23 protein-coding genes are annotated in these 24,802 nt (G+C 63.9%); 9 read left to right on the top strand and 14 right to left on the bottom strand.

Annotated elements, in window-relative coordinates; translation table 11 throughout:
• Positions 1–122 precede the first annotated feature (122 nt).
• The 6 genes from lptG (at position 123) to GVL12_RS24280 (ending at position 5,718) form a co-directional block, all read left to right on the top strand.
• The gene (gene lptG / locus GVL12_RS24305; protein ID WP_159918139.1) at positions 123–1,229 is read left to right on the top strand and encodes an LPS export ABC transporter permease LptG; all 1,107 of its coding nucleotides are present in this window, start codon (positions 123–125) and stop codon (positions 1,227–1,229) included.
• A 2-nt stretch (positions 1,230–1,231) separates the two neighbouring features.
• A complete protein-coding gene (locus tag GVL12_RS24300; protein WP_200844054.1) occupies positions 1,232–1,609 on the top strand; it encodes a sirohydrochlorin chelatase in 378 nt (125 codons plus the stop codon).
• 86 nt (positions 1,610–1,695) lie between these two features.
• A complete protein-coding gene (locus GVL12_RS24295) occupies positions 1,696–2,637 on the top strand; it encodes a CysB family HTH-type transcriptional regulator (RefSeq protein ID WP_159918137.1) in 942 nt (313 codons plus the stop codon).
• A 63-nt stretch (positions 2,638–2,700) separates the two neighbouring features.
• Complete coding sequence (locus tag GVL12_RS24290) at positions 2,701–3,879, top strand: pyridoxal phosphate-dependent aminotransferase (protein WP_159918136.1); 1,179 nt, start codon at positions 2,701–2,703, stop codon at positions 3,877–3,879.
• 297 nt (positions 3,880–4,176) lie between these two features.
• Positions 4,177–4,803 carry a superoxide dismutase gene (locus GVL12_RS24285; protein WP_159918135.1) on the top strand — a complete coding sequence of 209 codons (627 nt, stop codon included), beginning with the start codon at positions 4,177–4,179 and terminating at the stop codon, positions 4,801–4,803.
• A gap of 12 nt (positions 4,804–4,815) precedes the next feature.
• Positions 4,816–5,718: a ZIP family metal transporter gene (locus GVL12_RS24280; RefSeq protein WP_159918134.1), complete on the top strand. Its 903-nt coding sequence runs from the start codon at positions 4,816–4,818 to the stop codon at positions 5,716–5,718.
• Positions 5,719–5,748: 30 nt separating this feature from the next.
• Here GVL12_RS24280 and GVL12_RS24275 read toward each other — a convergent pair whose 3' ends face one another.
• On the bottom strand, positions 5,749–7,029 hold the full coding sequence (locus GVL12_RS24275) for an HD-GYP domain-containing protein (protein ID WP_159918133.1): 1,281 nt from the start codon (positions 7,027–7,029) through the stop codon (positions 5,749–5,751).
• 287 nt (positions 7,030–7,316) lie between these two features.
• On the opposite strand from GVL12_RS24275, the gene GVL12_RS24270 reads away from it, so the two are divergent.
• Positions 7,317–8,972, top strand: a complete 1,656-nt coding sequence (locus tag GVL12_RS24270) for a methyl-accepting chemotaxis protein (protein WP_159918132.1) — start codon at positions 7,317–7,319, stop codon at positions 8,970–8,972.
• Between the two features lie 58 nt (positions 8,973–9,030).
• Here GVL12_RS24270 and GVL12_RS27105 read toward each other — a convergent pair whose 3' ends face one another.
• The 8 genes from GVL12_RS27105 to pcaB all read right to left on the bottom strand — a co-directional run bounded on the left by GVL12_RS27105 (position 9,031) and on the right by pcaB (position 17,529).
• Positions 9,031–9,195: a hypothetical protein gene (locus tag GVL12_RS27105; protein ID WP_368855050.1), complete on the bottom strand. Its 165-nt coding sequence runs from the start codon at positions 9,193–9,195 to the stop codon at positions 9,031–9,033.
• A gap of 619 nt (positions 9,196–9,814) precedes the next feature.
• Positions 9,815–10,390, bottom strand: a complete 576-nt coding sequence (locus GVL12_RS24260) for a hypothetical protein (protein ID WP_159918130.1) — start codon at positions 10,388–10,390, stop codon at positions 9,815–9,817.
• Between the two features lie 384 nt (positions 10,391–10,774).
• Positions 10,775–10,942 (bottom strand): zinc ribbon domain-containing protein, encoded by a 168-nt coding sequence (locus GVL12_RS24255; protein ID WP_159918129.1) that lies wholly within the window; start codon positions 10,940–10,942, stop codon positions 10,775–10,777.
• Positions 10,943–11,308: 366 nt separating this feature from the next.
• Positions 11,309–12,799: a ribonuclease G gene (rng, locus tag GVL12_RS24250; protein WP_159918128.1), complete on the bottom strand. Its 1,491-nt coding sequence runs from the start codon at positions 12,797–12,799 to the stop codon at positions 11,309–11,311.
• A gap of 22 nt (positions 12,800–12,821) precedes the next feature.
• On the bottom strand, positions 12,822–13,436 hold the full coding sequence (locus GVL12_RS24245) for a nucleoside triphosphate pyrophosphatase (RefSeq protein ID WP_159918127.1): 615 nt from the start codon (positions 13,434–13,436) through the stop codon (positions 12,822–12,824).
• A 209-nt stretch (positions 13,437–13,645) separates the two neighbouring features.
• Positions 13,646–15,142 (bottom strand): fumarate hydratase, encoded by a 1,497-nt coding sequence (locus GVL12_RS24240; RefSeq protein ID WP_159918126.1) that lies wholly within the window; start codon positions 15,140–15,142, stop codon positions 13,646–13,648.
• A gap of 8 nt (positions 15,143–15,150) precedes the next feature.
• The gene (locus GVL12_RS24235; protein ID WP_159918125.1) at positions 15,151–16,128 is read right to left on the bottom strand and encodes a tripartite tricarboxylate transporter substrate binding protein; all 978 of its coding nucleotides are present in this window, start codon (positions 16,126–16,128) and stop codon (positions 15,151–15,153) included.
• 33 nt (positions 16,129–16,161) lie between these two features.
• Positions 16,162–17,529 carry a 3-carboxy-cis,cis-muconate cycloisomerase gene (gene pcaB, locus GVL12_RS24230; RefSeq protein WP_159918124.1) on the bottom strand — a complete coding sequence of 456 codons (1,368 nt, stop codon included), beginning with the start codon at positions 17,527–17,529 and terminating at the stop codon, positions 16,162–16,164.
• A 123-nt stretch (positions 17,530–17,652) separates the two neighbouring features.
• Here pcaB and GVL12_RS24225 point away from each other — a divergent pair, with 123 nt between their 5' ends.
• Complete coding sequence (locus tag GVL12_RS24225; RefSeq protein WP_159918123.1) at positions 17,653–18,387, top strand: GntR family transcriptional regulator; 735 nt, start codon at positions 17,653–17,655, stop codon at positions 18,385–18,387.
• Positions 18,388–18,571: 184 nt separating this feature from the next.
• Here the strand turns inward: GVL12_RS24225 and rlmH are convergent, their stop codons facing one another.
• The 5 genes from rlmH to GVL12_RS24200 all read right to left on the bottom strand — a co-directional run bounded on the left by rlmH (position 18,572) and on the right by GVL12_RS24200 (position 23,062).
• Positions 18,572–19,039, bottom strand: coding sequence for a 23S rRNA (pseudouridine(1915)-N(3))-methyltransferase RlmH (gene rlmH, locus GVL12_RS24220; RefSeq protein ID WP_159918122.1), 468 nt, complete (start codon positions 19,037–19,039; stop codon positions 18,572–18,574).
• A 13-nt stretch (positions 19,040–19,052) separates the two neighbouring features.
• Positions 19,053–19,886 (bottom strand): ribosome silencing factor, encoded by an 834-nt coding sequence (gene rsfS / locus GVL12_RS24215; protein WP_159918121.1) that lies wholly within the window; start codon positions 19,884–19,886, stop codon positions 19,053–19,055.
• 218 nt (positions 19,887–20,104) lie between these two features.
• A complete protein-coding gene (gene hemF / locus GVL12_RS24210; RefSeq protein ID WP_235033971.1) occupies positions 20,105–21,052 on the bottom strand; it encodes an oxygen-dependent coproporphyrinogen oxidase in 948 nt (315 codons plus the stop codon).
• A gap of 10 nt (positions 21,053–21,062) precedes the next feature.
• Complete coding sequence (gene purD, locus GVL12_RS24205; protein ID WP_159918119.1) at positions 21,063–22,346, bottom strand: phosphoribosylamine--glycine ligase; 1,284 nt, start codon at positions 22,344–22,346, stop codon at positions 21,063–21,065.
• Positions 22,343–23,062 carry a YebC/PmpR family DNA-binding transcriptional regulator gene (locus tag GVL12_RS24200; RefSeq protein ID WP_159918118.1) on the bottom strand — a complete coding sequence of 240 codons (720 nt, stop codon included), beginning with the start codon at positions 23,060–23,062 and terminating at the stop codon, positions 22,343–22,345. The genes purD and GVL12_RS24200 overlap by 4 nt, the downstream gene beginning before the upstream one ends.
• A 79-nt stretch (positions 23,063–23,141) precedes the next feature.
• Between GVL12_RS24200 and GVL12_RS24195 the strand changes: the two genes are divergently transcribed.
• Complete coding sequence (locus GVL12_RS24195) at positions 23,142–24,665, top strand: helicase HerA-like domain-containing protein (RefSeq protein WP_159918117.1); 1,524 nt, start codon at positions 23,142–23,144, stop codon at positions 24,663–24,665.
• Positions 24,666–24,802 lie beyond the last annotated feature (137 nt).

The following is a 24,802-nucleotide window of genomic DNA, read 5'->3' as shown; positions in this document are numbered from 1 at the left end:
GGCTATTTTCTTAACCCGGCCAATCACACAAAACGTGATCAGGTAAGGCCAAAAGCATCGGATGCTTCGCATCCGGCGCTCTACCTCCCCGGCATGAATGCCGAGGTTTCACGCGCACTCTGATGAAAGTCCTGCGCCGACTGATTTACCGCGATGCGATGTCCGCCGTGGCCTTCGTGACCCTGGCCTTTCTGGGCCTGTTTTTCTTCTTTGACCTGATCGACGAATTGCGCTGGGTCGGGCGCACCGGCGGCGATCTGTACAAGCCGTCGCACGCGCTGGTGTTCGTGCTGCTGAGCCTGCCCAGCCACCTCTACGAGCTGCTGCCTATCACCGTGCTCATAGGCACGATCTTCGTCATGGCCAGGCTGGCGCAAAGCTCGGAATTCACCATCATGCGCACCAGCGGCATGGGGCCGTGGATGGCCTTGCGCACGCTGCTGGTGCTGGGCTGCGGCTTCGTGGTGCTGACCTTTGCCGTGGGCGACTACATCGCGCCCGCGGCCGAACGCCTGGCGCAGACCGTCAAGGCCGCGCAGCTCGGCCGCCTGTCGAGCGGAGCGACCGGTGCCTGGCTCAAGGAGCGCCAGGGCGAGCATTCGTTCGCGGTGAACGTGAATGCCTTGAGCAACAATGGCGAGCTGCTGGGCGTGCGCATTTTCGAGTTCGACGCCCTGGGCCACATGGCGTCGCAGACCCATGCCGACGCCGCGGTGGTCGACGCCAGGAACGACGTCTGGGAGCTGCGCAACGTGGCGCGCAGCACCTATGTCGTGGAGGCCGGCCAGGCCCGGCTCGATCGCGTGCGCCAGGATACGCTGAGCTGGCCCACGCGCATCAGCGCGGAAATGATCGCGGCTTCGCTGCTCAAGCCCGACCGCATGGCGACCCTGGACCTGTTCCAGTACATACGCCACCTCGAAGCCAACGGCCAGTCCGCGCAGCGCTACGAGATCGAATTCTGGCGCAAGGTGTTCTATCCCTTGAGCTGCCTGGTGATGGTGGTGCTGGCCCTGCCCTTCGCCTACCTGCACTTCCGTTCGGGCGGCATCGCCGGCTATGTGTTTGGCGGCGTGATGGCCGGCATCAGCTTCTTCCTGCTCAACAACGTCTTCGGCTACGCGGGCAACCTGCAGAACTGGTCGCCCTGGCTCACGGCCGCGGCGCCGGGCTTCATCTACAGCCTGCTGTCGCTGGGCGCCTTCAGCTGGCTGGTACTCAGGCGATGACCATGACCTCTGCCCACTCCCCCGCGTTCGGCGTGATCCTGCTGGGCCATGGCTCGCGCGACCCGCTGTGGCGCGCGCCCATCGAAGCCGTGCAGGCGCGCGTGCAGCGCGCGCAGCCGCTGTCGCCCTGCTGCTGCGCCTACCTCGAGCTGACCGAGCCCAGCCTCGCCCAGGCCGCCGACCAGCTGATCGCCCAGGGCGTGCGCCGGTTGCGCATCACGCCGATGTTTCTTGGCACCGGCAAGCATGCGCGCGAAGACATTCCGCGGCTGGTGGCCGAGTTGCAGGCCCGCCATCCGGATGTGCAGGTCGAAGTCCAGGCGTCGGTCGGAGAGGATGCGCGGGTCACGGCCTTGCTGGCGCAGATTGCCACCGAATAACCAACGCCATTGCTGACGCAGCGAATTTCACAGTTCTTATTAGACAAATGCGTCATAATGATGGAAGCTCTTAGCAGAAATCAGATATGAACCTGCATCAATTCCGCTTCGTCCAAGAAGCCGCGCGCCGCAACCTCAACCTTACCGAGGCTGCGAAGGCCCTGCATACCTCGCAACCCGGGGTCTCCAAGGCCATCATCGAGCTGGAGGAAGAGCTGGGCGTGGACATTTTCGCGCGCCACGGCAAGCGCCTCAAGCGCATCACCGAGCCGGGCCAGCATGTGCTGCAAAGCATAGAGCTGATCATGCGCGAAGTGGGCAACCTCAAGCGCATAGGCGAGCAGTTCAGCGCCCAGGACAGCGGCACGCTGAGCATAGCGACCACGCATACGCAGGCGCGCTATGTGCTGCCACCATCGGTCGCCAAGCTGCGCGAGCTCTACCCCAAGGTGCACATCAGCCTGCACCAGGCCACGCCCGCCGAAGTCGCGCGCATGGTCATCGACGAAATCGCCGAAATCGGCATGGCGACCGAGTCGCTGGCCGATTACCCCGAACTCGTGACCCTGCCCTGCTACGAATGGCAGCATGTGCTCGTGGTGCCGCCCCAGCACCCGCTCGCGCAGAAGGAACGCATTTCGCTCGACGACATCGCGCACGAATCGCTGATCACCTACCACCCCTCGTTCACCGGCCGCAACAAGATCGACCAGGCCTTCGCCACGCGCCGCATGCAGCCGCGGGTGGTGCTCGAGGCCATAGACTCCGACGTGATCAAGACCTATGTACGCCTGGGCCTGGGCGTAGGCATCGTCGCCGAAATGGCGATGCGCGACGACCCGGCCGGCGACCTCGTGGTGCGCCCCATGGGCCACCTGTTCGGCCAGAACGTCGCGCGCGTCGCATTCAAGCGCGGCGCCTACATGCGCACCTTCGTCTACAAGTTCGCCGAACTGCTCAGCGACCGCCTGAGCCGCGATCTCGTGGTGCGCGCCATGAATGGCCATGTGGCCGACTACGAGCTGTAATCACTCCTTCCTGACCTGCCCGGCGGCCGGCTGTCCGCGCCCTTTCGTCTTTCCTGCTGCACCATGACTTCTCTCCCTGCTGCATCCGCCCCCCGCACGCCCCTTTTTGCCAGCAAGCTGCCCGCCGTCGGCACCACGATCTTCAGCGTGATGTCGGCCCTGGCCACCGAGCACCAGGCCGTGAACCTGGGCCAGGGCTTTCCCGACTTTGCCTGCGACCCGGCGCTGATCGAGGCCGTGCACCAGGCCATGCTGGCCGGCCACAACCAGTACCCGCCCATGCCCGGCGTTGCCGCGCTGCGCCAGGCGGTATCGGGCAAGATCGCGGCGCTGCATGGCCGCGCCTACCATCCCGACAGCGAAGTCACCATCACCGCGGGCGCGACCCAGGGCATTCTCACCGCCATCCTGGCCTGCGTGCACCCGGGCGATGAAGTCATCGTTCTCGACCCCTGCTACGACAGCTACATTCCCAACATCGCGCTGGCCGGCGGCGTCGCCGTGCGCGTGCCCTTGACGCCGCGCACCTTCCGCCCCGACTTCGCAAAAATAGCGGCCGCGATCACGCCGCGCACCCGGCTGCTGATCATCAACACGCCGCACAACCCCAGCGCCACGGTATGGACCGCCGAGGAAATGCGCACGCTCGAGGAACTGCTCGCGCCCACCGACGTGCTCTTGATCAGCGACGAAGTCTACGAGCACATGGTGTTCGACGGCGCCGAGCACCAGAGCGCGGCGCGCTTTCCAGGCCTGGCCGCGCGCGCCTTCATCAATTCGAGCTTCGGCAAGACCTTCCACGTCACGGGCTGGAAAGTCGGCAGCGTGGCCGCACCTGCGGCGCTGATGGCCGAGTTCCGCAAGGTCCACCAGTTCAACGTGTTCACCGTGAACACGCCCATGCAGCACGGCCTGGCCAGCTATCTGGCCGACCCGCAGCGCTACCTGGGCCTGCCGGCGTTCTACCAGGCCAAGCGCGATCTGTTTCGCGCAGGTCTTGCGGACTCGCGCCTCAAGCTGCTGCCGAGCACCGGCAGCTTCTTCCAGTGCGTGGACATTTCGGCCGTGAGCGAGCTGAGCGAAGCCGACTTCTGCCAGTGGCTGGTGCGCGAGATCGGCGTGGCCGCGATTCCGCTGTCGGCGTTCTACGGCGACGGCTTCGATCAGCGCGTGGTGCGCTTTTGCTTCGCCAAGGAAGACGCGACGCTGCACGCCGCGCTCGCGCGCCTGCGCAAGCTCTGAGACGGCCGCTTCCATCGAACGGCTCGACGGGCCGTCAGCGGCGCATGGCGATAGGTCGCCGGAATGCGCGAGCGCTTGATGGGCGAAGCGGACACGCCGATCACGGCATGCGGGCGCCGGGCCGTAGCCAGCAGTCCTTTGCGCAGGCAACGCCTTCGATATCAATGTTGCACAAATGGGTTTTATTAATGGAATGATTCTCATTTAATATCTGTCGGATGATTGAGCGCCTTTGGTTCGCAAACCTTCACCCAGGCGCTGCGCTGCCCTTGTTTTTCCACTCCCGGACGGATTCCGATGCCCTACACCCTGCCCAAGCTTGCCTACGCCTATGACGCCCTGGAGCCCCACATCGACGCGCAGACGATGGAGATCCATTACACCAAGCACCATCAGACCTATGTGAACAATCTCAATGCGGCGCTCGAAGGCAGCGAATATGCGGAACTGGCCATCGATACCCTGATCGCCCAGGTCGAATCCCTGCCCGAAGCGCTGCGCCCCGCGGTGCGCAACAACGGCGGCGGCCATGCCAACCACAGCCTGTTCTGGGAAGTCATGTCGCCCCAGGGCGGCGGCCAGCCCGGCGGCGATCTGGCGCGTGCCATCGACGCCGACCTCGGCGGTCTCGACGCCTTCAAGGCCGCATTCACCAAGGCCGCGCTGAGCCGCTTCGGCAGCGGCTGGGCCTGGCTCACGGTCGACAAGGCGGGCAAGCTCGCGGTCGAAAGCAGCGCGAACCAGGACAACCCGGCCATGATAGGCATTGGTTCGGGCAATACGGCCATCCTCGGCCTCGATGTGTGGGAGCATGCCTACTACCTCAAGTACCAGAACCGTCGCCCCGAGTACATCGCCGCGTTCTACAACGTGATCGACTGGGCGCAAGTCGCACGCCGCCACGCCAAGGCACTGCAAGGCTGATCGGACGCGCGTATGAATGACTCCAGCACCGGCGCGACACCTGGCGTACCCCGCATGCGGCTCAAGACCCGCATCGGGCTGGCGATCTCCATCCTGGGCGTCTGGGCGCTGTGCGCGCTGGTCTGGAATGGACTGCAAAGCAACCCGGCGGCGCGCGGCGCGCTGCTGGCGGGCTGCGTTGCGGCGCTGGCCACGGCTTTGGGCACCTTGCCGGTGCTGCTGGCCCAGCGCCCGTCGGAACGCCTGCAGGACACCCTGTTCGGCTTTGGCGCGGGCGTGATGCTTGCGGCATGCGCATTCTCGCTGGTCATTCCAGGGCTGGACGCAGTGCGCTCGGCCGGCGGCAGCGCCTGGGCCGCGAGCGGCTCCGTCGGCGCGGCGATCCTGCTCGGTGGCCTGGTGCTGCTGGCGATGGACAGGTTGCTGCCGCACGAACACTTCATCAAGGGACGCGAGGGCGCGAGCGCGCAAAAGCTGCGCCGCACCTGGCTGTTCGTGTTTGCGATCGCCCTGCACAACATTCCCGAAGGGCTGGCGATCGGCGTGGGCTATGCGGGCAACGAAGGCATGCGCGCCAACGCGCTGGCGATCGGCATTGCCATCCAGGACGTGCCCGAAGGCTTCATCGTCGCCGCAGCCCTGCTTGCGGCCGGCTATGGCCGCGCGCTGGCCGTGGCCCTGGGCATGGCATCGGGACTTGTAGAGCCCATCGGCGCCGTGGTCGGCGCCTCCATCGTCGGCCATTCGGCGCTGCTGCTGCCCTGGGGCCTGGGCTTTGCGGCCGGCGCCATGCTGTTCGTCATCAGCCACGAAATCATCCCCGAATCCCACCGCAAGGGCCACGAAGTGTTTGCGACCGCAGGACTGATGCTGGGCTTTGTGCTGATGATGGTGCTGGATACGGCACTGGCCTGAAGGCGAAATGGCGCTGCAGACGGCGCGCGCCTACCAGATCCTTTCGCCGAAACCGGACCACAGCGCGTTCAAGTCCTGGAAATTCCATTTCTCGGGGTCTTCGCGCGCCAGGATCCTTTCGGCGCAATCCTGGGCGGACAGGTCCACCAGTTCGGGCAGTATGCGCTTTTCAGACTGGGTGGAAAAGAAGACTTTGACGATAGGCATGGTGAGGGACTTCGAAGTCTGCTCGACCACCACGCCGATACGGCCGGACGTCAGGCGCACCAGCGAACCCACGGGGTAGATGCCTATGCTCTTGACGAAGGCCTGGAACAAGCGCAGGTCGAAGTGGCCGGGGGCCCACTCCGCCATGCGGCGCAGCGAATCGGCCGGATCCCAGCCGCGCTTGTAGGGCCGATCGGACGTGATGGCGTCGTAGACGTCGCAGATGGCAGCCATGCGGGCGATCACGCTGATGTCGTCGCCCCGCAGCCTGTCCGGATAGCCCGAACCGTCGATCTTCTCATGGTGGTGCAGGCAAGCGTCGAGCACCGGCTCGGGGACATTGCCGCACGCCTTCAGCATATGGAAGCCATCCACGGGGTGGCGGCGTACCACGGCGAACTCCTCGTCGCTGAGCTTGCCGGGCTTGTTGAGCACCTCCAGCGGAATCATGGCCTTGCCCAGGTCGTGCAGCAGCCCGGCCAGGCCCGCCAGCCGGATCTGTTCGTCACCGAGCTTGAGCTGCTTTGCCAGGGCGACCATGAGCGCGCACACCGCCACCGAATGCATATAGGTGTAGTCGTCCGCCGTCTTCAGGCGCGCCAGGCTGATCAGCGCTGCGGGATTGCGCATGACGGAGTCCGATATCTCCTCCACCAGGCCTTGCGCAGCCACGGTATCCACGACCCGACCCATCCTGGCCTCGTGGAACATCGAGACCACAGCCTCCTTGGACTTCATGCATATGACTGCCGCCTCCTTCAGTTCGCTGCTCATATCCACGGGATTGCGGTCCAGCGCCGGTGGAGGGGATGGAGACAGGAAGGAGACGTGGATGGGCGGCAGATCCTGCAGACGGCTGAATTCGGTGTCGATCTGGGCATCGACTTCCTCGCTCGATACCGAGAAGGTGCCGGAGACGACATCAAGCCCCCTGGAGGTGTCGATCCAGCACTCACGGATCGGAGTGGCTTGGATGCGGGCCAGGTCCTTTTGGCACTTGAGCAGAAACTTCGTCCGCCAGAACGGATGCTCCATCCACGATCCACAGAATTCGTGGACGTACATGCCCATGGTGAGATGCCGTTTGTCTATGCGCTTAAGCATGGTGCAGGCCCCACTGCCCTGCTCCCGAAGAACTTGCAGCAAGCATGTATCCATGCCGACTGTCGCGACTTGTACAGCGGAAGATGGTCCGGGCTTTCGCAACGCATCTGGCCTCTCCAATTTTCAACCTACATGTAACAAAAGGTTTGCAATTTTCAGCCGAGTGAATCATTATTAGCAAAATGTACCCAAATCAGGTACAAATTGCAACAACTTCACCCGTCACATTTCTTCCATGACAGCCAAAGACAAGGGCAAACCCTTGGCGATATAGACCGATCTCACACATGCAACAGTTCCTCAGAGACGTCACTGTCCGCAACATGGTTCGATGCGTGCTTTTGCTGGTCAGTACGCTGGTCATCGCACTGACCGCCATCGGCAACCTCAGCCTGGCGCAAGCCGAAAAGACATCAAAAGCCAGACATCAGCTATTGCAGGAGGTGTCGGCGCTTCACCACGCCCACCACCAGCTACTGCACGCACGATTGCAACTGGCCCTCATCCAAGACTACGTCGTCATGGCCGCTGCGGAGAAACAAGCCATCGACGCCACACTCTCCGCAGCGCGCCTGAGTTTCGAGGTCTTTGCCCGCGAGGCTGGCTCCCATGTGCCGCCCTCCCTGCTTCAGGCACTGCAAACCGGGTTTCATACCTTGCTGGATTCAGGCATCACGGGACAGAAAACGCTTCTGGCGGCTGGAGACATGGCACGGGCAGCGGAGCACGCAGCCAAGGTCGTCATTCCCGCCAGCCAGACATTCGACCAAACCGTGGCCCGCTACGAGCGCCACACGCAGGAATATGAAAACCAGCTCGAGCTGTCGGTGCACGAAAATCGCACGCAGGCATTGACAGGCGCCGCGATTCTGGTCGGAACCTGTTTGCTGCTGGTGGTGTTGGGCGACCGTTATGTGGTGGCCTGCGTCAAGCAGCCACTGGACGACATCAAGCTGCATTTCCAGCGCATCGCGGACGGAGACCTCACCCAACCCATTTCCTTTTTCGGGAAAAACTGCATAGGCCAGATCGTGCCTTTCCTGCGGGAGATGCAGGACAGCCTGTCGCGCACGGTAGGCTCCGTGCGCGAGGGTGTGGTGCAGATCCACCACGGCGCAGCCGAGATCGCGGCCGGCAGCATCGACCTGTCATCACGCACCGAAGAGCAGGCGTCGTCCGTGGAACAGACCGTTGCCAGCATGGAGGAGCTGGCCCGCAGCGTGCACGGCAATGCCCGGGACGCGGGCCAGGCCCGGGACCTGGCCACTCAGACCAACGAGAACGCGAAGCGCGGCGGCGCAGCCGTGCAGCAGGCCGTGGCGACCATGCGCCAGATCTCCGACAGTTCGCTGCGCATCAACGACATCATCTCCGTCATCGACTCCATCGCCTTCCAGACGAACATCCTGGCGCTGAACGCCGCCGTGGAGGCGGCCCGCGCCGGGGAACAGGGCAGAGGCTTCGCCGTGGTAGCCAGCGAAGTGCGCACGCTGGCCCAGCGCAGCGCAGTTGCGGCCAAAGAGATCAAGGACCTGATCACCGCGTCCAGCACTGCGGTGGCGCAAGGCTCCGGGCAGGTGCAGGCCGCCGGCTCCACCATGGAAGACATGCTGGAGTCCGTGCGTAGGCTTGCGACCCTGGTCGGCAAGATTTCGACCGCTTCCCACCAGCAGGCGGCGGGCATAGAGGAAATCAACCTCGCCATGACGCAGATGGACCAGGTCACACAGGAAAACGCCGCGTTGGTCGAGCAGGCTGCCGGTGCGGCCTCCGCGCTCGAAGTCCAGGCCCGGCGATTGCAAAAAGCCGTTTCCTTGTTCCGCCTGGCCGGCGACAGTGCGCTGCATTGGACTGCCCCCGGTGCCGAAACAGGCGGCCATCCCGCATCAGGCACCGAAAATAAATTGCTGGCATTGGGCACGCAGGCGCTGAAAGCACATTAGGCACATGCAAAGCACCAGGCATGCACATTCGGCATCAGGAGTACCTCACCCGAGGCCACTACCCTTCTGCTTTGGACCGAGGAGGCCTTGCGACCAAATGATCAACAACGATATCGATCCCGTGATATGGCTTGATGTCGAGGGCCTCACAGTACCAGACGTACTCCACCACATCCAAGCGGCGCTCACCCGTTTCGACCTTCTGCACGAAGGTATGCGGCATCCCGAGGCGCTCGCCCACCTCACGCATGGTCAGCCCCAGACCCTCGCGCTTCTCGCGTAGCCAACGGTTTAATGCCTGCATTTCGGGGGTATGTATGCTTCTAGTCACCCGTACCTTTTATAGGTACTTTCTTTTGTTCCCAAAACAGGTAAAATCTCACAAGATAAAAGTCGAAACAATATGTAAACATTCCAAGGACACAGAAAATTCAGGCAATCGTCATTGGGATAGATTTCTGCATCTCACTTGGACATAGAAAAATAAATCGTATTTACCAGGATTAATATTTTGCGGAAGATACAATTATTCTCACTCGGAAAATTTTCTTGTCGGTTGTTGGGACATCGTTCACCAGAAAGTCCAGATTTTACAGTCTGGACCCTGGTTTCCAGATCTGCAGAAGCCAAATGTCTCGCCCGGGTAGAGTGGGAGTGCCCACGGTGCGCTGAACGCATTCGGCGCCTGTCCACCATCATAGTGCATGAGACTATGATGACAAAAGCGCAAAGCTCCACCCCACACAGGCTTGAATCGCTACAGCGTGATTACGAGGTTTGCGCAAACACCCGCAGCTTCCAAGACGTCGAATGAGCCCCGGACCTCTGCGCAGATCCACAATTCAACTTCCACTGCATTCATCAATATCGATGGCCTGGTTCTTCCAGCGTTGAAATGCCTCGTCTTCGGGGAGTTCGTCCAGAATGACAATTTCACGGCCCTGCAACTCCCTCAGCGCATTGTAATATGCGGGTTTGTCCACAATGGATTCAGGCTTGACTCCTTTGACAAACAACAGCCGACGGCCTTTGAAGAACAGCAGCATCGTCTTCATGTCGCGGCGGAACATCTCCTGCACTTTTTTATTAATGCACTGCTGTTCCACGAGGGTATCTACCAGATAATTCAGCGCACTGGTGAAACCCATTTCCCTTGAGACCCTCTCCAAACCTCGATTATCTGCAGAATCCATTTCAAGGGATTTCGCAAATTCCTCTGCCTCGCTGAATTTCTCGCCCATTCCCCGTCCCTGCAATGGATAAATGCAGGTCAGATCACCTTGACCCTGATTGCTGGCGCATGCAATGGGTTCATTGTCAAGCAGTACAGTCGCACTAAAGCACAGTGTTTCTTCACTGCCGGATGCCGTTACCTCGAGATTTTCAATAGATATACGCTGCTGATCTGCAAAAGTCATGTAGACGCTCCTGATGGGATTTCGGGATGCGCCTGCCCCAACAGGACGAGGCGACGTCCCATGGGAAAAAACAGTATTATCAACCAGTGGCATCTTCCTTGCAAAGGATGCGATGCCGACTAGCTCCATCCACCATAAAACCCGCTGCATGGAGTATCTGTACCGTTCTTATGGCACCCAATAATCACCCATGCATACCATGCGCAGGGAGTTCTTTCGGAGCATTAGCTCATCCAACCTCCGGTGTAGCGCCGGCCTTCTTCATCGCCGTGCTTCATGTATTCGCTGACAAGATAACCGCTATCTTTTGCGAATTTTCATAGCCACTCAGACAAAAACCATACCATATTTGAGGCTTTATTGACACCCTTCCCCTGCGCGAACTCACAAGCGCTGTCCACGCTCTGGAACATTGATCGCGCCGACCACGTCGGCATGGGCCGTGTGGCCGCAGGCGACGCACAGGAATTGCTGCTGTGTGCGCCGGTTTTCCGGCGCAACGTGGCCGCGGCACGGGCAGGTCTGGCTGGTGTCGGGCACTGCCAGCAGCATGGGGCGCCGCTCCAGTCCTGTACAGCCAGCTGCCGCCTGAACTCGGCCCAGCCCTGACCGAGAATGCAGCGGTTCAGACCGGCTTGTTGCCGCACCCGCTTGCCGGGGTGATCGATGACGAATGCTTTGCATCGGGATCACAGAAACTCTCGCCACTTCCTTTGCGTTTGAAACGCGGAAAGTCAGCACGTTTGGCAAAGAAGTCTTTGCAGGCCCTCTCCAAGTCTTTCCACCTGGAGAGCATTGGGTCTTTGCCGTGTCAACGCATGGGCTTTTTGTGCTTGCCTGCCGTTGCCAAGAATGCCCGCCTTGTCACGGTCCACGCGCTATCCGGCAAGGTTTGACGCGCATTCCGATCAACTGGCTTCAGAGCAGCACGATATCGTACTGCTCCTGCCCCATTGCATTCTCCGCCTGCAGCGAAATCGGCTTGCCGATGAAGTCCGAGAGGCTTGCAAGGTGGGGGCTTTCCTCGTCGAGGAACAAGTCGACGACCTGGGGCGAGGCAATTACGCGGAATTCCCGCGGGTTGAACTGGCGCGCCTCGCGCAGGATTTCGCGCAGCACGTCGTAGCAGACGCTGCGCGCGGTCTTGACGATGCCCTTGCCGGTGCACAGCGGGCAGGGCTCGCACAGCATGTGGGCCAGCGATTCGCGCGTGCGCTTGCGCGTCATCTCGACCAGGCCCAGCTGCGAGAAGCCGCCCGACATCATGGTCTTGACGCGGTCGCGGCCGAGCTGCTTGCGGAACTCGGTGAGCACCGACTGCTGGTGCTCTTCGCGCACCATGTCGATGAAGTCGGCGATCACGATGCCGCCGAGGTTGCGCAGGCGCAGCTGCCGCGCGATCGCCTGGGCCGCCTCGAGGTTGGTCTTGAAGATGGTGTCGTCGAAATTGCGCGCGCCGACAAAGCCGCCGGTGTTCACGTCTATCGTCGTCAGGGCTTCGGTCTGGTCGATGATCAGGTAGCCGCCCGATTTGAGGTCCACACGCCGGCCCAGCGCCTTGGCGATTTCCTCGTCGATCGAGTACAGGTCGAAAATCGGCCGCTCGCCCTTGTAGAGCTGCAGCTTGGGCACGGCCGCGGGCATGAATTCACGCCCGAACGCCTGCAGCAACGCAAACTGTTCGCGCGAGTCTATGCGTATCGTCTGGGTCTGTTCGCCCACGAGGTCGCGCAGCACGCGCTGCAACAGGTTCAGGTCCTGGTGCAGCAGGGAGCCGGGCGGCAGCTGCACCGACGACTGCTTGATGCGTGCCCAGGTCTTGCGCAGGTAGGCAATGTCGTCCGACAGCTCCTGGTCGCTCGAATCCTCGCCATTGGTGCGCAGGATGAAGCCCCCGCCGCCGCCCGTGGCCTTTTCGCCGACCAGGCCTTGCAGCCGTGCGCGCAAGGCTTCGCGCTCGGCCGGCGGAATCTTCTGCGACACGCCCACATGGTCATCCTGGGGCAGGAATACCAGCAGCCGGCCGGCGATGCTGACCTGGGTCGACAGCCGCGCGCCCTTGGTGCCTATCGGGTCCTTGATCACCTGGACCAGGATGGCCTGGCCTTCGAAGATCTGCTTCTCTATCGGCTTGACCGGCAGGTCCTTGCGCGCGAACATCGGCGCTTCGCCGTTTTCCTGGCGCTGCCAGACGTCGGCCACGTGCAGGAAGGCCGCGCGCTCCAGGCCGATATCGATGAACGCCGACTGCATGCCCGGCAGCACGCGCGCCACCTTGCCCAGATAGACATTGCCCACCAGGCCGCGCTCGAGCGGACGCTCCATGTGCAGTTCCTGCACCGCGCCGCTTTCAACGATGGCCACGCGCGTTTCCTGGGGCGACCAATTGATCAGAATGTCTTGTTGCATGTTCATTGCTTGCCTGTTCAATTCAAAGAGACCAGCCGGCCTGGCGCAGCAGCTCGGCGGTTTCGAACAGGGGCAGGCCCATGATGCCGGTGTAGCTGCCCGCGAGATGGGCGACATGGACCGCGGCCGCGCCCTGGATGCCATAGGCGCCGGCCTTGCCCATGGGCTCGCCGGTGGCGACATAGGCCGCGATCTGCGCGGGCGTCATGGGCGCGAAACGCACGTTTGACACCGACAATGCGGTGAAGCGCTGCTCGCCCGACTGCAGCGCCACCGCCGTGAGCACTTCATGCGCCTGGCCCGCGAGCAGCGCCAGAATGCGCGCTGCATCGGCTTCGTCTTCAGGCTTGCCCAGAATCTGCGACCCCAGCGCGACGGTGGTGTCGGAACAGAGAACGGGTGCGGGCGCCAGGCCGCGGCGCGCATGGCGGGCCACGGCCGCATCGAGCTTGAGGCCCGTGACCCGCTGCACGTAGTCGCGCGGCGCTTCGCCGGGCAGCGCGACTTCGATGGCTTCGGCGTCTTCGGCCAGATCACCGGCTGCGTTGGGCAGCAGCAATTCATGGCGAACACCGATTTGCGCCAGCAATTGACGGCGGCGGGGGCTTTGCGAGGCGAGGTAGATGAAATCGGACATGACAGACGGGAAAGACTGCTGCAACCCTTGCAAAGCAAGCGTCGCAGGCTATGAAAAAGATAGTACCACGGGGGCTTTGCGGCCACGCCTTCAGGCCTTGCGTAGCCCCTTGCAGTGGCCATCCCCCATCGTCTCACCAATTCATGCCGTGCCAGTGACAGTATGGAATAGGCGCATCCAGACGCCAACGGAACCGGTAGCGCCCCACCTCAGGATGCGCTGCCAAAGCGGTGAATGGATCGCCCCTTGCTGTCCACGGCGACCGTCACCGGGAAGTCGTGCAGCACGAACTCGTGAATGGCTTCCATGCCCAGGTCTGCGAACGCGATGACCCGCGCTGCGCGTATGGATTTGGCCAGCAGATAGGCCGCCCCGCCCGTGGCGCTCAGATAGGCGCCGCCATGGCGCGCAATCGCCGCGACCGCGTCCTTGCCGCGCTCGGCCTTGCCTATCATGGCCAGCAGCCCGGTGCCGGCCATCAGCGGCTCGACAAAACGGTCCATGCGGGTCGCCGTGGTCGGCCCCGCGGGGCCCACGGCTTCGTCGCCCACGGCGTCGACCGGGCCCACATAGTAGATGGTGCGATCGCGCAGGTCCACGGGCAAGGGCTCGCCTGCGGCCATCAAGTCCACCAGGCGCCTGTGCGCCGCGTCGCGCGCGGTCAATACGGTGCCCGACAGCAGCAGTGTCTGGCCAATCTTCCATTGGCTGACCTGCGCCTTGTCGAGATGGTCCAGATCGACACGCACGGCGTCAGGCATATCAAAGCGGTCGGCAATGCCGTCCCAGAGGCTTGCCGGGGGCTCGGCGAGTACCGCCGGGCCGCTGCCGTCGAGGGTGAAGCGCACATAGCGTGCCGCGGTGCAGTTCGGTATCAGCGCGACGGGAATGGTGGCCGCATGGCAGGGCGCGGTGCGCAGCTTCACGTCCAGCACGGCCGAAGTGCCGCCCAGGCCCTGGGCGCCTATGCCCAGCGCGTTGGCGCGCTCGAACACCTCGAGCCGCAGCGCCTCTTCGGCTCCCTGCGCGCCTTTGGCCTGCAGAAGATCCATGTCGATGGCGTCGAACAGCGACAGCTTGGCCAGCAGCATGGCCTGCTCGGGCGTGCCGCCTATGCCTATGCCCAGCGTGCCCGGCGGGCACCATCCCGCGCCCATGCCCGGCAACTGGGAGATCACCCAGTCGGCGACGCTGTCGCTGGGCTCGAGCGTGGCGAACCGCGTCTTCACGTCCCCGCCGCCGCCCTTGGCGACCACCAGCACTTCGAGCGCATCGCCCTGCACGATCTCGCACTGCACGACCGCCGGCGTGTTGTCGCGCGTATTGCGCCGCAGGCCCAGCGGGTCGGACACCATGGTCGCGCGCAGCGGATTCACCGGGTCGGTGTAGCCGCGCCGCACGCCTTCATTGGCGACCTCCTGCAAGGCCCGGGGCGGCGCACCGTCATGGCGGAAGAACTGCACGCCGCAGCCCACGCGCAGAAACACCTGGCCCACGCCCGTATCCTGGCAGATGGGCCGCCGGCCCAGCGCCGCGAGGCGGCTGTTGACCAGCAACTGCTCTATCGCGGCGCGCGCCGGCGCATGCGCTTCACTGGCATGCGCCCGGCGCAGCGCATGCACATAGTCGGCCGGATGGTAGTGGCTCACGTGCTGGAAAGCCCGCGCCAGGCTTTCGACCAGATCTTCCTGTGCGATGCGTGCCATGGCTGCAATCAGTCGAGCTGGATCTTTGCGGCCGCGACCACGTCATTCCAGCGCAGCACTTCAGCGGCCGTGAACTTGCCGAAAGCGTCGGGCGCATATTGCGCGTCGGGCAGCAGCTTGATGCCCTGGCCCGCCATGCGCTCGGTCCACGCCTTGTCGGTCAGCGCCTTGAGGTAGGCCTGGTGCATTTTCTCGACCACGTCGCGCGGCGTTCCCTTGGGGGCGTAGAGGCCGTACCAGGTCGCGGCCTCGAAGCCGGGAATGGTTTTTTCCGCCAGGGGCTGGACGCCGGGGTACTGCTTTGGCATGGGCGTGAGCGAAGTCAATGCAATCGCGTTGAGGCGCCCGCCCTGCACCTGCGGCAAGGCGGTATTGCTCTGGTCGAACATGGCATCCACCTGGCCGCCGATCAGGTCGTTGATCGCCGGGCCCGCGCCCTTGTAGGCGATCTGCGTGACTTCGATGCCGGCACGCGAAGCGAACAGCGCGGCGATCAGATGGGAGGTCGAGCCCACGCCCGCGTTGCTGAAGTTGATCTTCGACGGATTGGCCTTGGCCGCGGCAACGAAGTCGTCGGCCGTCTTGTAGGGCGAATTCTTGCCGACCAGCATCACCAGCGGGGTGTCGGGAAAGCGGAACACGGGCTCGAAGCTCTTGACCGGGTCGTAGCTGAGCTTCTTGTAGAGCGCCGGGCCCGCGCCCATGTAGCCCATGTGGCCGACCAGGAAGGTGTAGCCGTCCGCCGGCGAGCGCGAGGCCTTGGTCGCGCCGATGGTGCCGCCCGCACCGGCGACGTTTTCAATGACGATGGTCTGTCCGACATGGCGCGACACCTTGTCGGCGATGTCGCGTGCCATGGCATCGGTGGGGCCGCCCGCGGCAAAGGGCACGATCCAGGTCATGGTCTTGGTGGGCCAGGCCTGGGCCGCGGCCATCTGGGATGCGAGCAGCAGTGCAACGGCGCCGGAAGTCTTGAGCAGCTTCATTTTTGTCTCCTTGGATTGTGATGGGAATCGGGATCAGACGATCTGGGCCGACGCCTGCAGCGCACGGTCGACCATTTGCGGGGCCAGGCCCAGATAGTTGGCAGGGTCTGTCAGTTGCTCGATGGCGGCGCGATCGAAATGCTGCGTGACCGCGGGCAGCGCACTGAGCGCTTCGGCCAGGGTGCCGCCGGTTTCATTGACGGTGCGGCAGGCGTCATAGACCACGTCATGCGCCTGCTGGCGGCCAATGGCCGGTGCCAGCCCCATCATCACGGCTTCGGCCACGATCAAGCCGCGGCTGATGCCCAAATTGCGGCGCATCTGCGCGGTGTCGACGATCAGGCCGCCCAGCGCGAACTTGGCCTGGTGCAGCGCGCCGGCGCTCAGGATGAAGCTCTCGGGAATCGCGATCCACTCGGCATGCCACGGCCCGGTGGCGCGCTCGAAGTCCTGGATCATCGCGTCGACCATCAGGCCCGCGTGCTGGCGCACGCCCTTGGCCGCGGCCAGCATCAGCTCGCTGGAAATGGGGTTGCGTTTTTGCGGCATGGTGCTGCTCGCGCCGCGCCCCTTGACGAAGGGCTCGTAGACTTCGGCGAATTCCGTCGAGGCCATGATCATGATGTCGAGGGCAATCTTGCCCAGCGAGCCAGTGACCAGCGCCAGCAGGTTCACGGCCTCGGCAAAGCCATCGCGCGCGACATGCCAGGTGGTGACGGGAACCTGCAGGCCCAGCTCTTCGGCCAGCGCCTTTTGCACTTCGAAGCCCTTGTCGCCCAGCGAAGCCAGCGTGCCGGCGGCACCGGCGAAGCTCACGCACTGCACGCGTGCGCGCAGCTCGCCCAGGCGCTGCTGGTGGCGGTCGAACATGGCCAGCCAGATCGCTACCTTGTAGCCGAAAGTCACCGGCAGGGCCTGCTGCAGATGGGTGCGGCCCGCCATGGGCGTGTCGCGGTGCTTCCTCGCCAGATCGGCCAGGATGGCACGCAGCGCGCGTATGTCCGCCTCCACGATGTCCAGCGCGGCGCGCACCTGCAGCACATTGGCGCTGTCCATGATGTCCTGGGTGGTCGCACCCCAGTGCACATAGCGGCCGGCGTCACCGCACATCTCCACCAGTTGGTGAACCAAAGGCAGGATCGGGTAACCCACGATGTCGGTCTCATGGCGCATATGATCGAAGTCGATCTTTTCCAGGCGCGACTCGCGCGCAATCGTTTGCGCTGCATCTTCCGGAATCACGCCGCATCTGGCTTGCGCCCGCGCCAGCGCCACCTCCACTTCGATATAGCGGGCGATGAGTGCCCGGTCCGAGAAGACTTCGCGCATCGCTGGCGTGCCGAAAGCATCACGGAACAGGATGGAATCGATGACGGTGCTGGAAGATGGGCCGTTGAGCATGGGAGTGCAATCCAATATGTTGACTAAAAACGAACATATCTTTATGTTCGTACATATTAAGTGTAGATATGTTCGAACAATCAACTTCACAGTGGAAACCCTGATCCGGGCCAAAATCAAGCGATGAAGAAACGCACACAGACAGACCTCTGCCGCGAGCTGACGGACGCCATCACTTCAGGGCAGCACCCTGTGGGCAGCCTGCTGCCGACCGAATTGGAGCTGTGCGAGCAGCACGGGCTGAGCCGTTACGCGGTGCGCAAGGCGCTCGATGAGTTGCAGGAGCTGGGCCTGATTTCGCGCAGGAAGAATGTGGGCACGCGCGTCGAGTCCGCACGGCCGGCGATGGGCTTCACGCAGTCCATCGCCACCGTGGACGATCTCGCGCAGTTCGGTGCCAGGCATGTGCGCACCGTCAAGTCCTCGCAGGAACTGGTCGCCGACCTGGCCCTGGCCAAGGAGCTGGACTGCCCGGGGGGCACGCGCTGGCTGCGCATTTCCAGCCTGCGGTTTGACGGCAGCCAGACGAATGCACTGCCGATCTGCTGGACCGATGTCTATGTGGACGCGGCTTTTGCGGACATTGCGCAACTGGTGCGCGCGTCGCCGCAGACGCTGATCAGCAGCCTGATCGAGGAGCGCTATGGCCGCGCGATCGCGCGCATACGCCAGGACGTGAACGCCATTTTGCTGACGGCGGAAATGGCCGCGGAACTGAAAACGGAAAGCGGCTCGCCCGCGCTGCGGATCACGCGGCGCTATTACGACCCGGCAGGGGAGTTGCTGGAAATTTCGCGCTCATTCCACCCGGCGAACCGCTTCACGTTCTCGATGGAAATGAGCCGCAGCAAGGATTGAGCAAGGCCAAGCGAGATCAAGTCTCGCCATGCGCCATCAAGAAACCGCGTGGTGTGGAATCGCTGTTTCCACAAACGGAGTCTTGCTCTCATGGAGGACAGGCCATTCATGGTTCGACAGGCTCACCACGAACGGTTTTCGCGTTCGTGCTTGGCTTGAGAAAGGACCAGAGGCCCAGCCACTCTTACTCGCGGTGGTAAGGGTGGCCCGCATTGACCGACCATGCGCGGTAGAGCTGCTCGATGAGCAGCACCCGCACCATGGCATGCGGCAGCGTCAGGTCGGACAGGCGGATGCGCTCGTGCGCCGCCTGGCGAAACGCGGGCTCGAGCCCGTCGGGGCCGCCGATGACCAGCGCCACGTCGTCGCCTTCGAGCTGCCAGCCCTGCAGACGCTGGGCCAGGGCCTTGGTCGTCAGGCTGGTGCCGCGTTCGTCGAGCACCACGATGCGCATGCCGCGCGGTATCGCCGCCTCGATGCGCTCGCGCTCGGCCGCATAAAGCGTCTCCAGCGTTTTCGAGGCACGCGGCTCGGTCTTCACGGCCTTGAGCTCCACCTTGAGTTCCGGTGGAAAGCGCTTGGCGTAATCGTCGTAAGCCGTCTGCGCCCAGTCGGGCACGCGCTGGCCCACGGCCACGATCAACAGCTTCATCCTTCAGGCCCGATCAGGAAGCCTTGCGGGGTGCGCGCTTGGCGGCAGGCGCTGCGGGCTTGGCAGTACGCGGCACCGAAGGCTTGACCACGACGGTCTGCACCTTGGCGGCAACCTTCTTGACGGCGGGCTTCTTGGCTTCAGCCGGCTTGGCAGCGGCCTTGGCGGCAGACTTTGCAGCGGTCTTGGCGGCTTCCTTGGCAACAGCGTTCGCGGCCGTCTTGGCTGCGGTCTTGGCACTGGCGGCAGGTGCTGCCAGGCCCTTGGCCACGGTCTTGGCTGCGGGCTTCTTGGCGGCTGCGGGCTTGGCGGCAGTCTTCTTCGCTGCGGGCTTGGCGGCCTTCACGCCGTCTGCGGCCTTGGCCTTGGACTTCGTCTTGGGCGCATCCTTGGCGTCGGCCTTGGCAGCCTTTTGCGCGGCCTTCTTGTCGGCCAGCAGGTTTGCGGCCGAAGGCGCGGGCTTGGCGGCGCCGAGCTTGAGGCGCACGGGCTTGTCGCCCCAGATTTCTTCCAGGCGGTAGTACTGGCGGATGGCCGGCTGCATGATGTGCGCCACGGCAGCGCCGCAGTCGACGATGATCCATTCGCCGTTTTCCTCGCCTTCCATGCGCGGCTTGTCGAAGCCGGCTTCCTTGACGGCATCGCGCACGCTGGCCGCGAGCGCCTTGGTCTGGCGGTTCGACGTGCCCGATGCCACGATCACGCGTTCAAACAGGGGCGACAGGTGTTCGGTGTTGAAGACCTGGATGTCTTGCGCCTTGACATCCTCCAGGCCATCGACGATGGCGCGCTGGAGCTTGGTGACGTCTTTTTTGGCGGCGGTTTCCGTTTTGGGGGTGGTGGTCATCAGGCGATGTATAGAAAAGGTTGTTCAATATAGCGCGCATCGGGGCAGAACGCCTTCAGCGGCTTGCCCCCCGCGGTGTACCGCAGACCGGGCTGTTGCATTGTTATTGGAATGATATGCGTGCCGCATCTGCGCGGTCAGCTATCGAAATTATAGTTTTTTGCAGCATAACCCCGCTGCGCGCACATCAAGCCCGTCAGAACGGCTGGCCCGCAGGCTCAAAGCCAGTCGCGCCGCACCAGGAATTCGCGTGTCAGGGCGGCTTCGGGCGTGTCCGCTGCGTCCTCGCGCCGGTAGCTCCAGCAGGCATGCGGGGGCATGGACAGCAAAATGGATTCCGTGCGTCCGCCCGACTGCAGGCCGAAGTGCGTGCCCCGGTCCCAGACCAGGTTGAACTCGACATAGCGGCCGCGCCGGTAGCGCTGGAACGCCACTTCGCGCTCGCCATACGGCGTGTCCTTGCGGCGCTCGACGATGGGCAGATAGGCCTTGAGCAGGCAGTCGCCGACCGAGCGCAGCATGGCAAAGCTCTGCCCGGGAGAGAGTTCGCAGAAGTCGTCGAAGAAGATGCCGCCCACGCCGCGCTGCTCATCGCGGTGCTTGAGATGGAAATACGCGTCGCACCAGGTCTTGAAACGCGGGTAGAGGTCGGCGCCAAACGGCCCCAGTGCGTCGCGGCAGGCGCGGTGGAAATCGACCGCGTCTTCCTCGAAGCCATAGCACGGCGTGAGGTCTAGCCCGCCACCGAACCAGCGCACAGGCGCCTGGCCCGGATGGCCGGCCGAAATCATGCGCACGTTCATGTGCACCGTAGGCACATAGGGGTTGCGCGGGTGGAACACCAGCGACACGCCCATGGCCTCGAACGGCGCGCCTGCCAATTCCGGCCGGTGCTGCGTGGCCGATGGCGGCAACTGCGCGCCGCGCACATGCGAGAAGCCGCAGCCCGCGCGCTCGAACACCCGCCCGCCCTCCATGATGCGTGTGATGCCCTCGCCCTGCAGGCGCTCCCCGGGCCCTTTGGCCCAGGCATCGGCCAGGAAACGGCCAGCGCCCGCGCCGTCGCCTTCAACGGCTTCGAGCGCGCGGGTGATCGCGTCCTGCAGCCCCGTCAGGTAGGCGCGCACATGGTGCACGTCAGCGGGCGTCTCGCCGTTTGCTTCCACAGGCCGCACCTCAGCTCTTGATCGCGCGAAAGCCGATGTCGCGGCGGTACTGCATGCCATCGAAATGGATGCTGCGCGCGACGTCATAGACACGCACCTGGGCCTGCTTGACGCTGTCGGCCAGCGCGGTCACGCACAGCACGCGCCCGCCCGTGACCTGGGGCTGGCCGTCGACGAGCGCGGTGCCGGCATGGAAGACCATGGCGTCATCGGCTTGCGTGGGCAGGCCGGTGATCACATCGCCCTTGCGCGGCGCTTCGGGATAGCCGTGGGCCGCCATCACCACGCCCAGCGCGATGCGGCGGTCCCACTCGAGCTCGACCTGGTCGAGCTTGCCGTCGACGGCCGCGCACATCACGTCGACCAGATCGCTCTTGAGGCGCATCATGATCGGCTGGGTTTCGGGGTCGCCCATGCGGCAGTTGAATTCCAGGGTCTTCACATGGCCTGCAGGGTCGATCATCAGACCCGCATAGAGGAAGCCCGTGAACGGAATGCCGTCGCGTTCCATGCCGCGAATCGTCGGCAGGATGATTTCGCGCATCGCCCGGGCGTGCACGTCGGCCGTGACCACGGGCGCGGGCGAGTAGGCGCCCATGCCGCCGGTGTTCGGGCCTTCGTCGCCGTCCTTGAGGCGCTTGTGGTCCTGGCTGGTGGCGAGCGCGAGCACGTTCTTGCCATCGCACAGCACGATGAAGCTGGCTTCCTCGCCTTCGAGGAATTCCTCTATCACCACGCGTGCGCCGCCGTCGTTATGGCTCACGCCATACTTGTTGTCGACCAGCATGAAGTCGACCGCGTCATGCGCTTCCTTAGCAGTGAGCGCCACGACCACGCCCTTGCCTGCGGCCAGGCCGTCGGCCTTGACGACGATGGGCGCGCCCAGACGGTCGATGTAGGCATGGGCCAGCGCAGGGTCGCTGAAGGTCTCATAGGCCGCCGTGGGGATACCATGGCGCGCCATGAAGGCCTTGGAGAAGGCCTTGGAGCTTTCGAGCTGCGCCGCGGCCTTGGTCGGACCGAAGACCTTGAGCCCGTGGGCACGGAATTCGTCGACCACGCCGGCCGCGAGCGGCGCTTCGGGGCCGACCACGGTCAGGCCGACTTTCTCGGCCTGCGCCCATTCACGCAGGGCCACGACATCGGTCAGGTCCAGGTTTTCGAGCCTGCCGCCCGCCAACGCCGTACCACCGTTGCCCGGTGCAACATACACCTTGGTGGCCTTGGGCGATTGCGCCAATTTCCACGCCAAAGCGTGCTCACGGCCTCCGCCGCCAATCACAAGAATTTTCATAAGTCTGCGTTGTGGTAAACGTCTTGAACGTCATCCAGGTCTTCGATCATGTCCAGCAGCTTTTGCATGCGGGTCGCGTCATCGCCTTCGAGGGCGATGGTGTTTTCAGGGCGCATGGTCACTTCCGCCACGTCGGGCTTGAGGCCCGCGGCTTCCAGTGCATTGCGTACGGCTTCAAAGTCGGCCGGCGAGGTCAGCACCTCGATGGCACCCTCCTCGTCGGTGACCACGTCCTCGGCCCCGGCTTCGAGCGCCAGTTCCATGACGCGGTCCTCCGATGTGCCAGGGGCGAAAATGATTTGTCCGCAGTGCTTGAACTGGAAGGCCACCGAGCCCTCCGTGCCCATGTTGCCACCGTATTTGCTGAATGCGTGGCGCACATCGGCCACCGTGCGCACGCGGTTGTCGGTCATGGTGTCGACAATGATCGCCGCACCGCCAATACCGTAGCCTTCGTATCGGATTTCCTCGTAGCTCACGCCTTCGAGGTTGCCCGTGGCCTTGTCGATGTTGCGCTTGATGTTGTCCGCAGGCATGTTGGCTGCCTTGGCTTTCTCCACCGCGAGGCGCAGCCGGGGGTTGGCATCCAGGTCACCGCCGCCGGTGCGTGCGGCCACCATGATTTCCCGAATGATGCGGGTCCAGATACGGCCCCGTTTTTCATCCTGGCGACCTTTGCGGTGCTGGATATTTGCCCATTTGCTGTGTCCTGCCACAGGAATTCCTTTGGTATTGATTTAATCTACTGGTGGCGATTTTACTTTTGACGGCACGCATCTCCAGAGGAACCTCGATATGGCCCCACCACTCCTGATCGCACAGCACTCTGCCACAGAATGCGCGCTGCTGCCCGCACTGGCCAATCGCCATGGCCTGATCACCGGTGCCACGGGTACCGGCAAGACCGTGACGCTGCAAAAAATCGCCGAAAGTTTCTCGCAGATCGGCGTGCCGGTGTTCCTCGCCGACGTCAAGGGCGACCTCGCCGGCATCAGCCAGACCGGCAGCGTGGGCGACAAGCTCGCCGCCTCGCTCAAGGAGCGCGGCATCGCCCTGCCCGCGCCGCTGGCCTGCCCGACCACGCTGTGGGACGTGTTCGGCGAGCTGGGCCACCCGGTGCGCGCCACCGTGTCCGACATGGGGCCGCTGCTGCTGGGCCGCATGCTCGCGCTCAACGACACCCAGATGGGCGTGCTCAATCTGGTGTTCAAGATCGCCGACGACAGCGGCCTGCTGCTGCTAGACCTCAAGGACCTGCGCGCCATGCTCCAGCATGTGGGCGACAACGCCAAGCAATTCACCACCGAATACGGCAACATCAGCGCCGCAAGCGTGGGAGCCATACAGCGTGGCCTGCTGCAGATCGAAAGCCAGGGCGGCGACCGGTTCTTCGGCGAGCCCATGCTCGACATCCAGGACCTGATGCAGACCGACGCGGGCGGCCAGGGCGTGGTCAATATCCTCTCGGCCGACAAGCTGATGAACGCGCCACGGCTGTATTCGACCTTCCTGCTGTGGATGCTGTCCGAGCTGTTCGAGCAGTTGCCCGAAATCGGCGACCCGGAAAAGCCCAAGCTGGTGTTCTTCTTCGACGAGGCCCACCTGCTGTTCAACGACGCGCCCAAGGTGCTGCTCGAGCGCATCGAGCTGGTCGTGCGGCTGGTGCGCTCCAAGGGCGTGGGCGTGTACTTCGTCACGCAGAACCCGCTGGACATTCCCGACAGCGTGCTCGCCCAGCTGGGCAACCGCGTGCAGCACGCGCTGCGCGCGTTCACGCCGCGCGACCAGAAAGCCGTGAAGGCCACGGCCACCACCATGCGCCAGAACCCGGGCCTGGACATCGAGGCCGCGATCACCGAGCTGGCCGTGGGCGAGGCGCTGATCAGTTTCCTTGACGAAAAAGGCCGGCCCGGCATCACCGAGCGCGTCTATGTCGTGCCGCCAGGCAGCCAGATCGGGCCGATCAGCGCTGCCCAGCGCCAGGCGCTGATGCAGTCGTCGCTCGTGGCCGGCGTCTACGAGAAGACCGAGGACCGCGAATCGGCCTATGAAATCCTCAGGCAGCGCACGGCCCAGGCCACGCCGGCCGGCGCCGCGGCGCCCGCGGGCCAGGGCCCGGCCGCAGGCAGCGCCGCGGCCGAGCCGGGCATGATGAACGGGCTCAACGACCTGCTGTTCGGCAGCACCGGGCCGCGCGGCGGCAAGCGCGACGGGCTGGTGCAGACCGTGGCCAAGTCCACGCTGCGCACCATGGGCAATTCGCTGGGCCGGCAGATCCTGCGCGGGGTGTTGGGGGGCATCATGGGTGGAAAAAAATAAGGCCCCCACGCTTGCTCGCTGCGCGTAGCTGCGCTGCCCCCCGAGGGGGCCGCGTTTTGCCTTGGGGCGGCCCGGCGGCAAAACCAAGGCCCCCACGCTTGCTCGCTGCGCGTAGCTGGGCGTGGGGGGGCGTGGGG

Source organism: Pantoea sp. 18069, from assembly GCF_902706035.1.
In the GTDB taxonomy this organism is placed as follows: Bacteria; Pseudomonadota; Gammaproteobacteria; order Burkholderiales; family Burkholderiaceae_C; genus Comamonas.
Note: the sequence above shows the minus strand (reverse complement) of the source record. Positions and strands in the feature narration are given on the sequence as shown.

Coding starts and splice junctions, on each gene's coding strand:
- lptG (WP_159918139.1), top strand. CDS start 123: ATGAAAGTCCTGCGCCGACTGATTTACCGCGATGCGATGTCCGCCGTG.
- GVL12_RS24300 (WP_200844054.1), top strand. CDS start 1,232: ATGACCTCTGCCCACTCCCCCGCGTTCGGCGTGATCCTGCTGGGCCAT.
- GVL12_RS24295 (WP_159918137.1), top strand. CDS start 1,696: ATGAACCTGCATCAATTCCGCTTCGTCCAAGAAGCCGCGCGCCGCAAC.
- GVL12_RS24290 (WP_159918136.1), top strand. CDS start 2,701: ATGACTTCTCTCCCTGCTGCATCCGCCCCCCGCACGCCCCTTTTTGCC.
- GVL12_RS24285 (WP_159918135.1), top strand. CDS start 4,177: ATGCCCTACACCCTGCCCAAGCTTGCCTACGCCTATGACGCCCTGGAG.
- GVL12_RS24280 (WP_159918134.1), top strand. CDS start 4,816: ATGAATGACTCCAGCACCGGCGCGACACCTGGCGTACCCCGCATGCGG.
- GVL12_RS24275 (WP_159918133.1), bottom strand. CDS start 7,029: ATGCTTAAGCGCATAGACAAACGGCATCTCACCATGGGCATGTACGTC.
- GVL12_RS24270 (WP_159918132.1), top strand. CDS start 7,317: ATGCAACAGTTCCTCAGAGACGTCACTGTCCGCAACATGGTTCGATGC.
- GVL12_RS27105 (WP_368855050.1), bottom strand. CDS start 9,195: ATGCCGCATACCTTCGTGCAGAAGGTCGAAACGGGTGAGCGCCGCTTG.
- GVL12_RS24260 (WP_159918130.1), bottom strand. CDS start 10,390: ATGACTTTTGCAGATCAGCAGCGTATATCTATTGAAAATCTCGAGGTA.
- GVL12_RS24255 (WP_159918129.1), bottom strand. CDS start 10,942: ATGCTGCTGGCAGTGCCCGACACCAGCCAGACCTGCCCGTGCCGCGGC.
- rng (WP_159918128.1), bottom strand. CDS start 12,799: ATGCAACAAGACATTCTGATCAATTGGTCGCCCCAGGAAACGCGCGTG.
- GVL12_RS24245 (WP_159918127.1), bottom strand. CDS start 13,436: ATGTCCGATTTCATCTACCTCGCCTCGCAAAGCCCCCGCCGCCGTCAA.
- GVL12_RS24240 (WP_159918126.1), bottom strand. CDS start 15,142: ATGGCACGCATCGCACAGGAAGATCTGGTCGAAAGCCTGGCGCGGGCT.
- GVL12_RS24235 (WP_159918125.1), bottom strand. CDS start 16,128: ATGAAGCTGCTCAAGACTTCCGGCGCCGTTGCACTGCTGCTCGCATCC.
- pcaB (WP_159918124.1), bottom strand. CDS start 17,529: ATGCTCAACGGCCCATCTTCCAGCACCGTCATCGATTCCATCCTGTTC.
- GVL12_RS24225 (WP_159918123.1), top strand. CDS start 17,653: ATGAAGAAACGCACACAGACAGACCTCTGCCGCGAGCTGACGGACGCC.
- rlmH (WP_159918122.1), bottom strand. CDS start 19,039: ATGAAGCTGTTGATCGTGGCCGTGGGCCAGCGCGTGCCCGACTGGGCG.
- rsfS (WP_159918121.1), bottom strand. CDS start 19,886: ATGACCACCACCCCCAAAACGGAAACCGCCGCCAAAAAAGACGTCACC.
- purD (WP_159918119.1), bottom strand. CDS start 22,346: ATGAAAATTCTTGTGATTGGCGGCGGAGGCCGTGAGCACGCTTTGGCG.
- GVL12_RS24195 (WP_159918117.1), top strand. CDS start 23,142: ATGGCCCCACCACTCCTGATCGCACAGCACTCTGCCACAGAATGCGCG.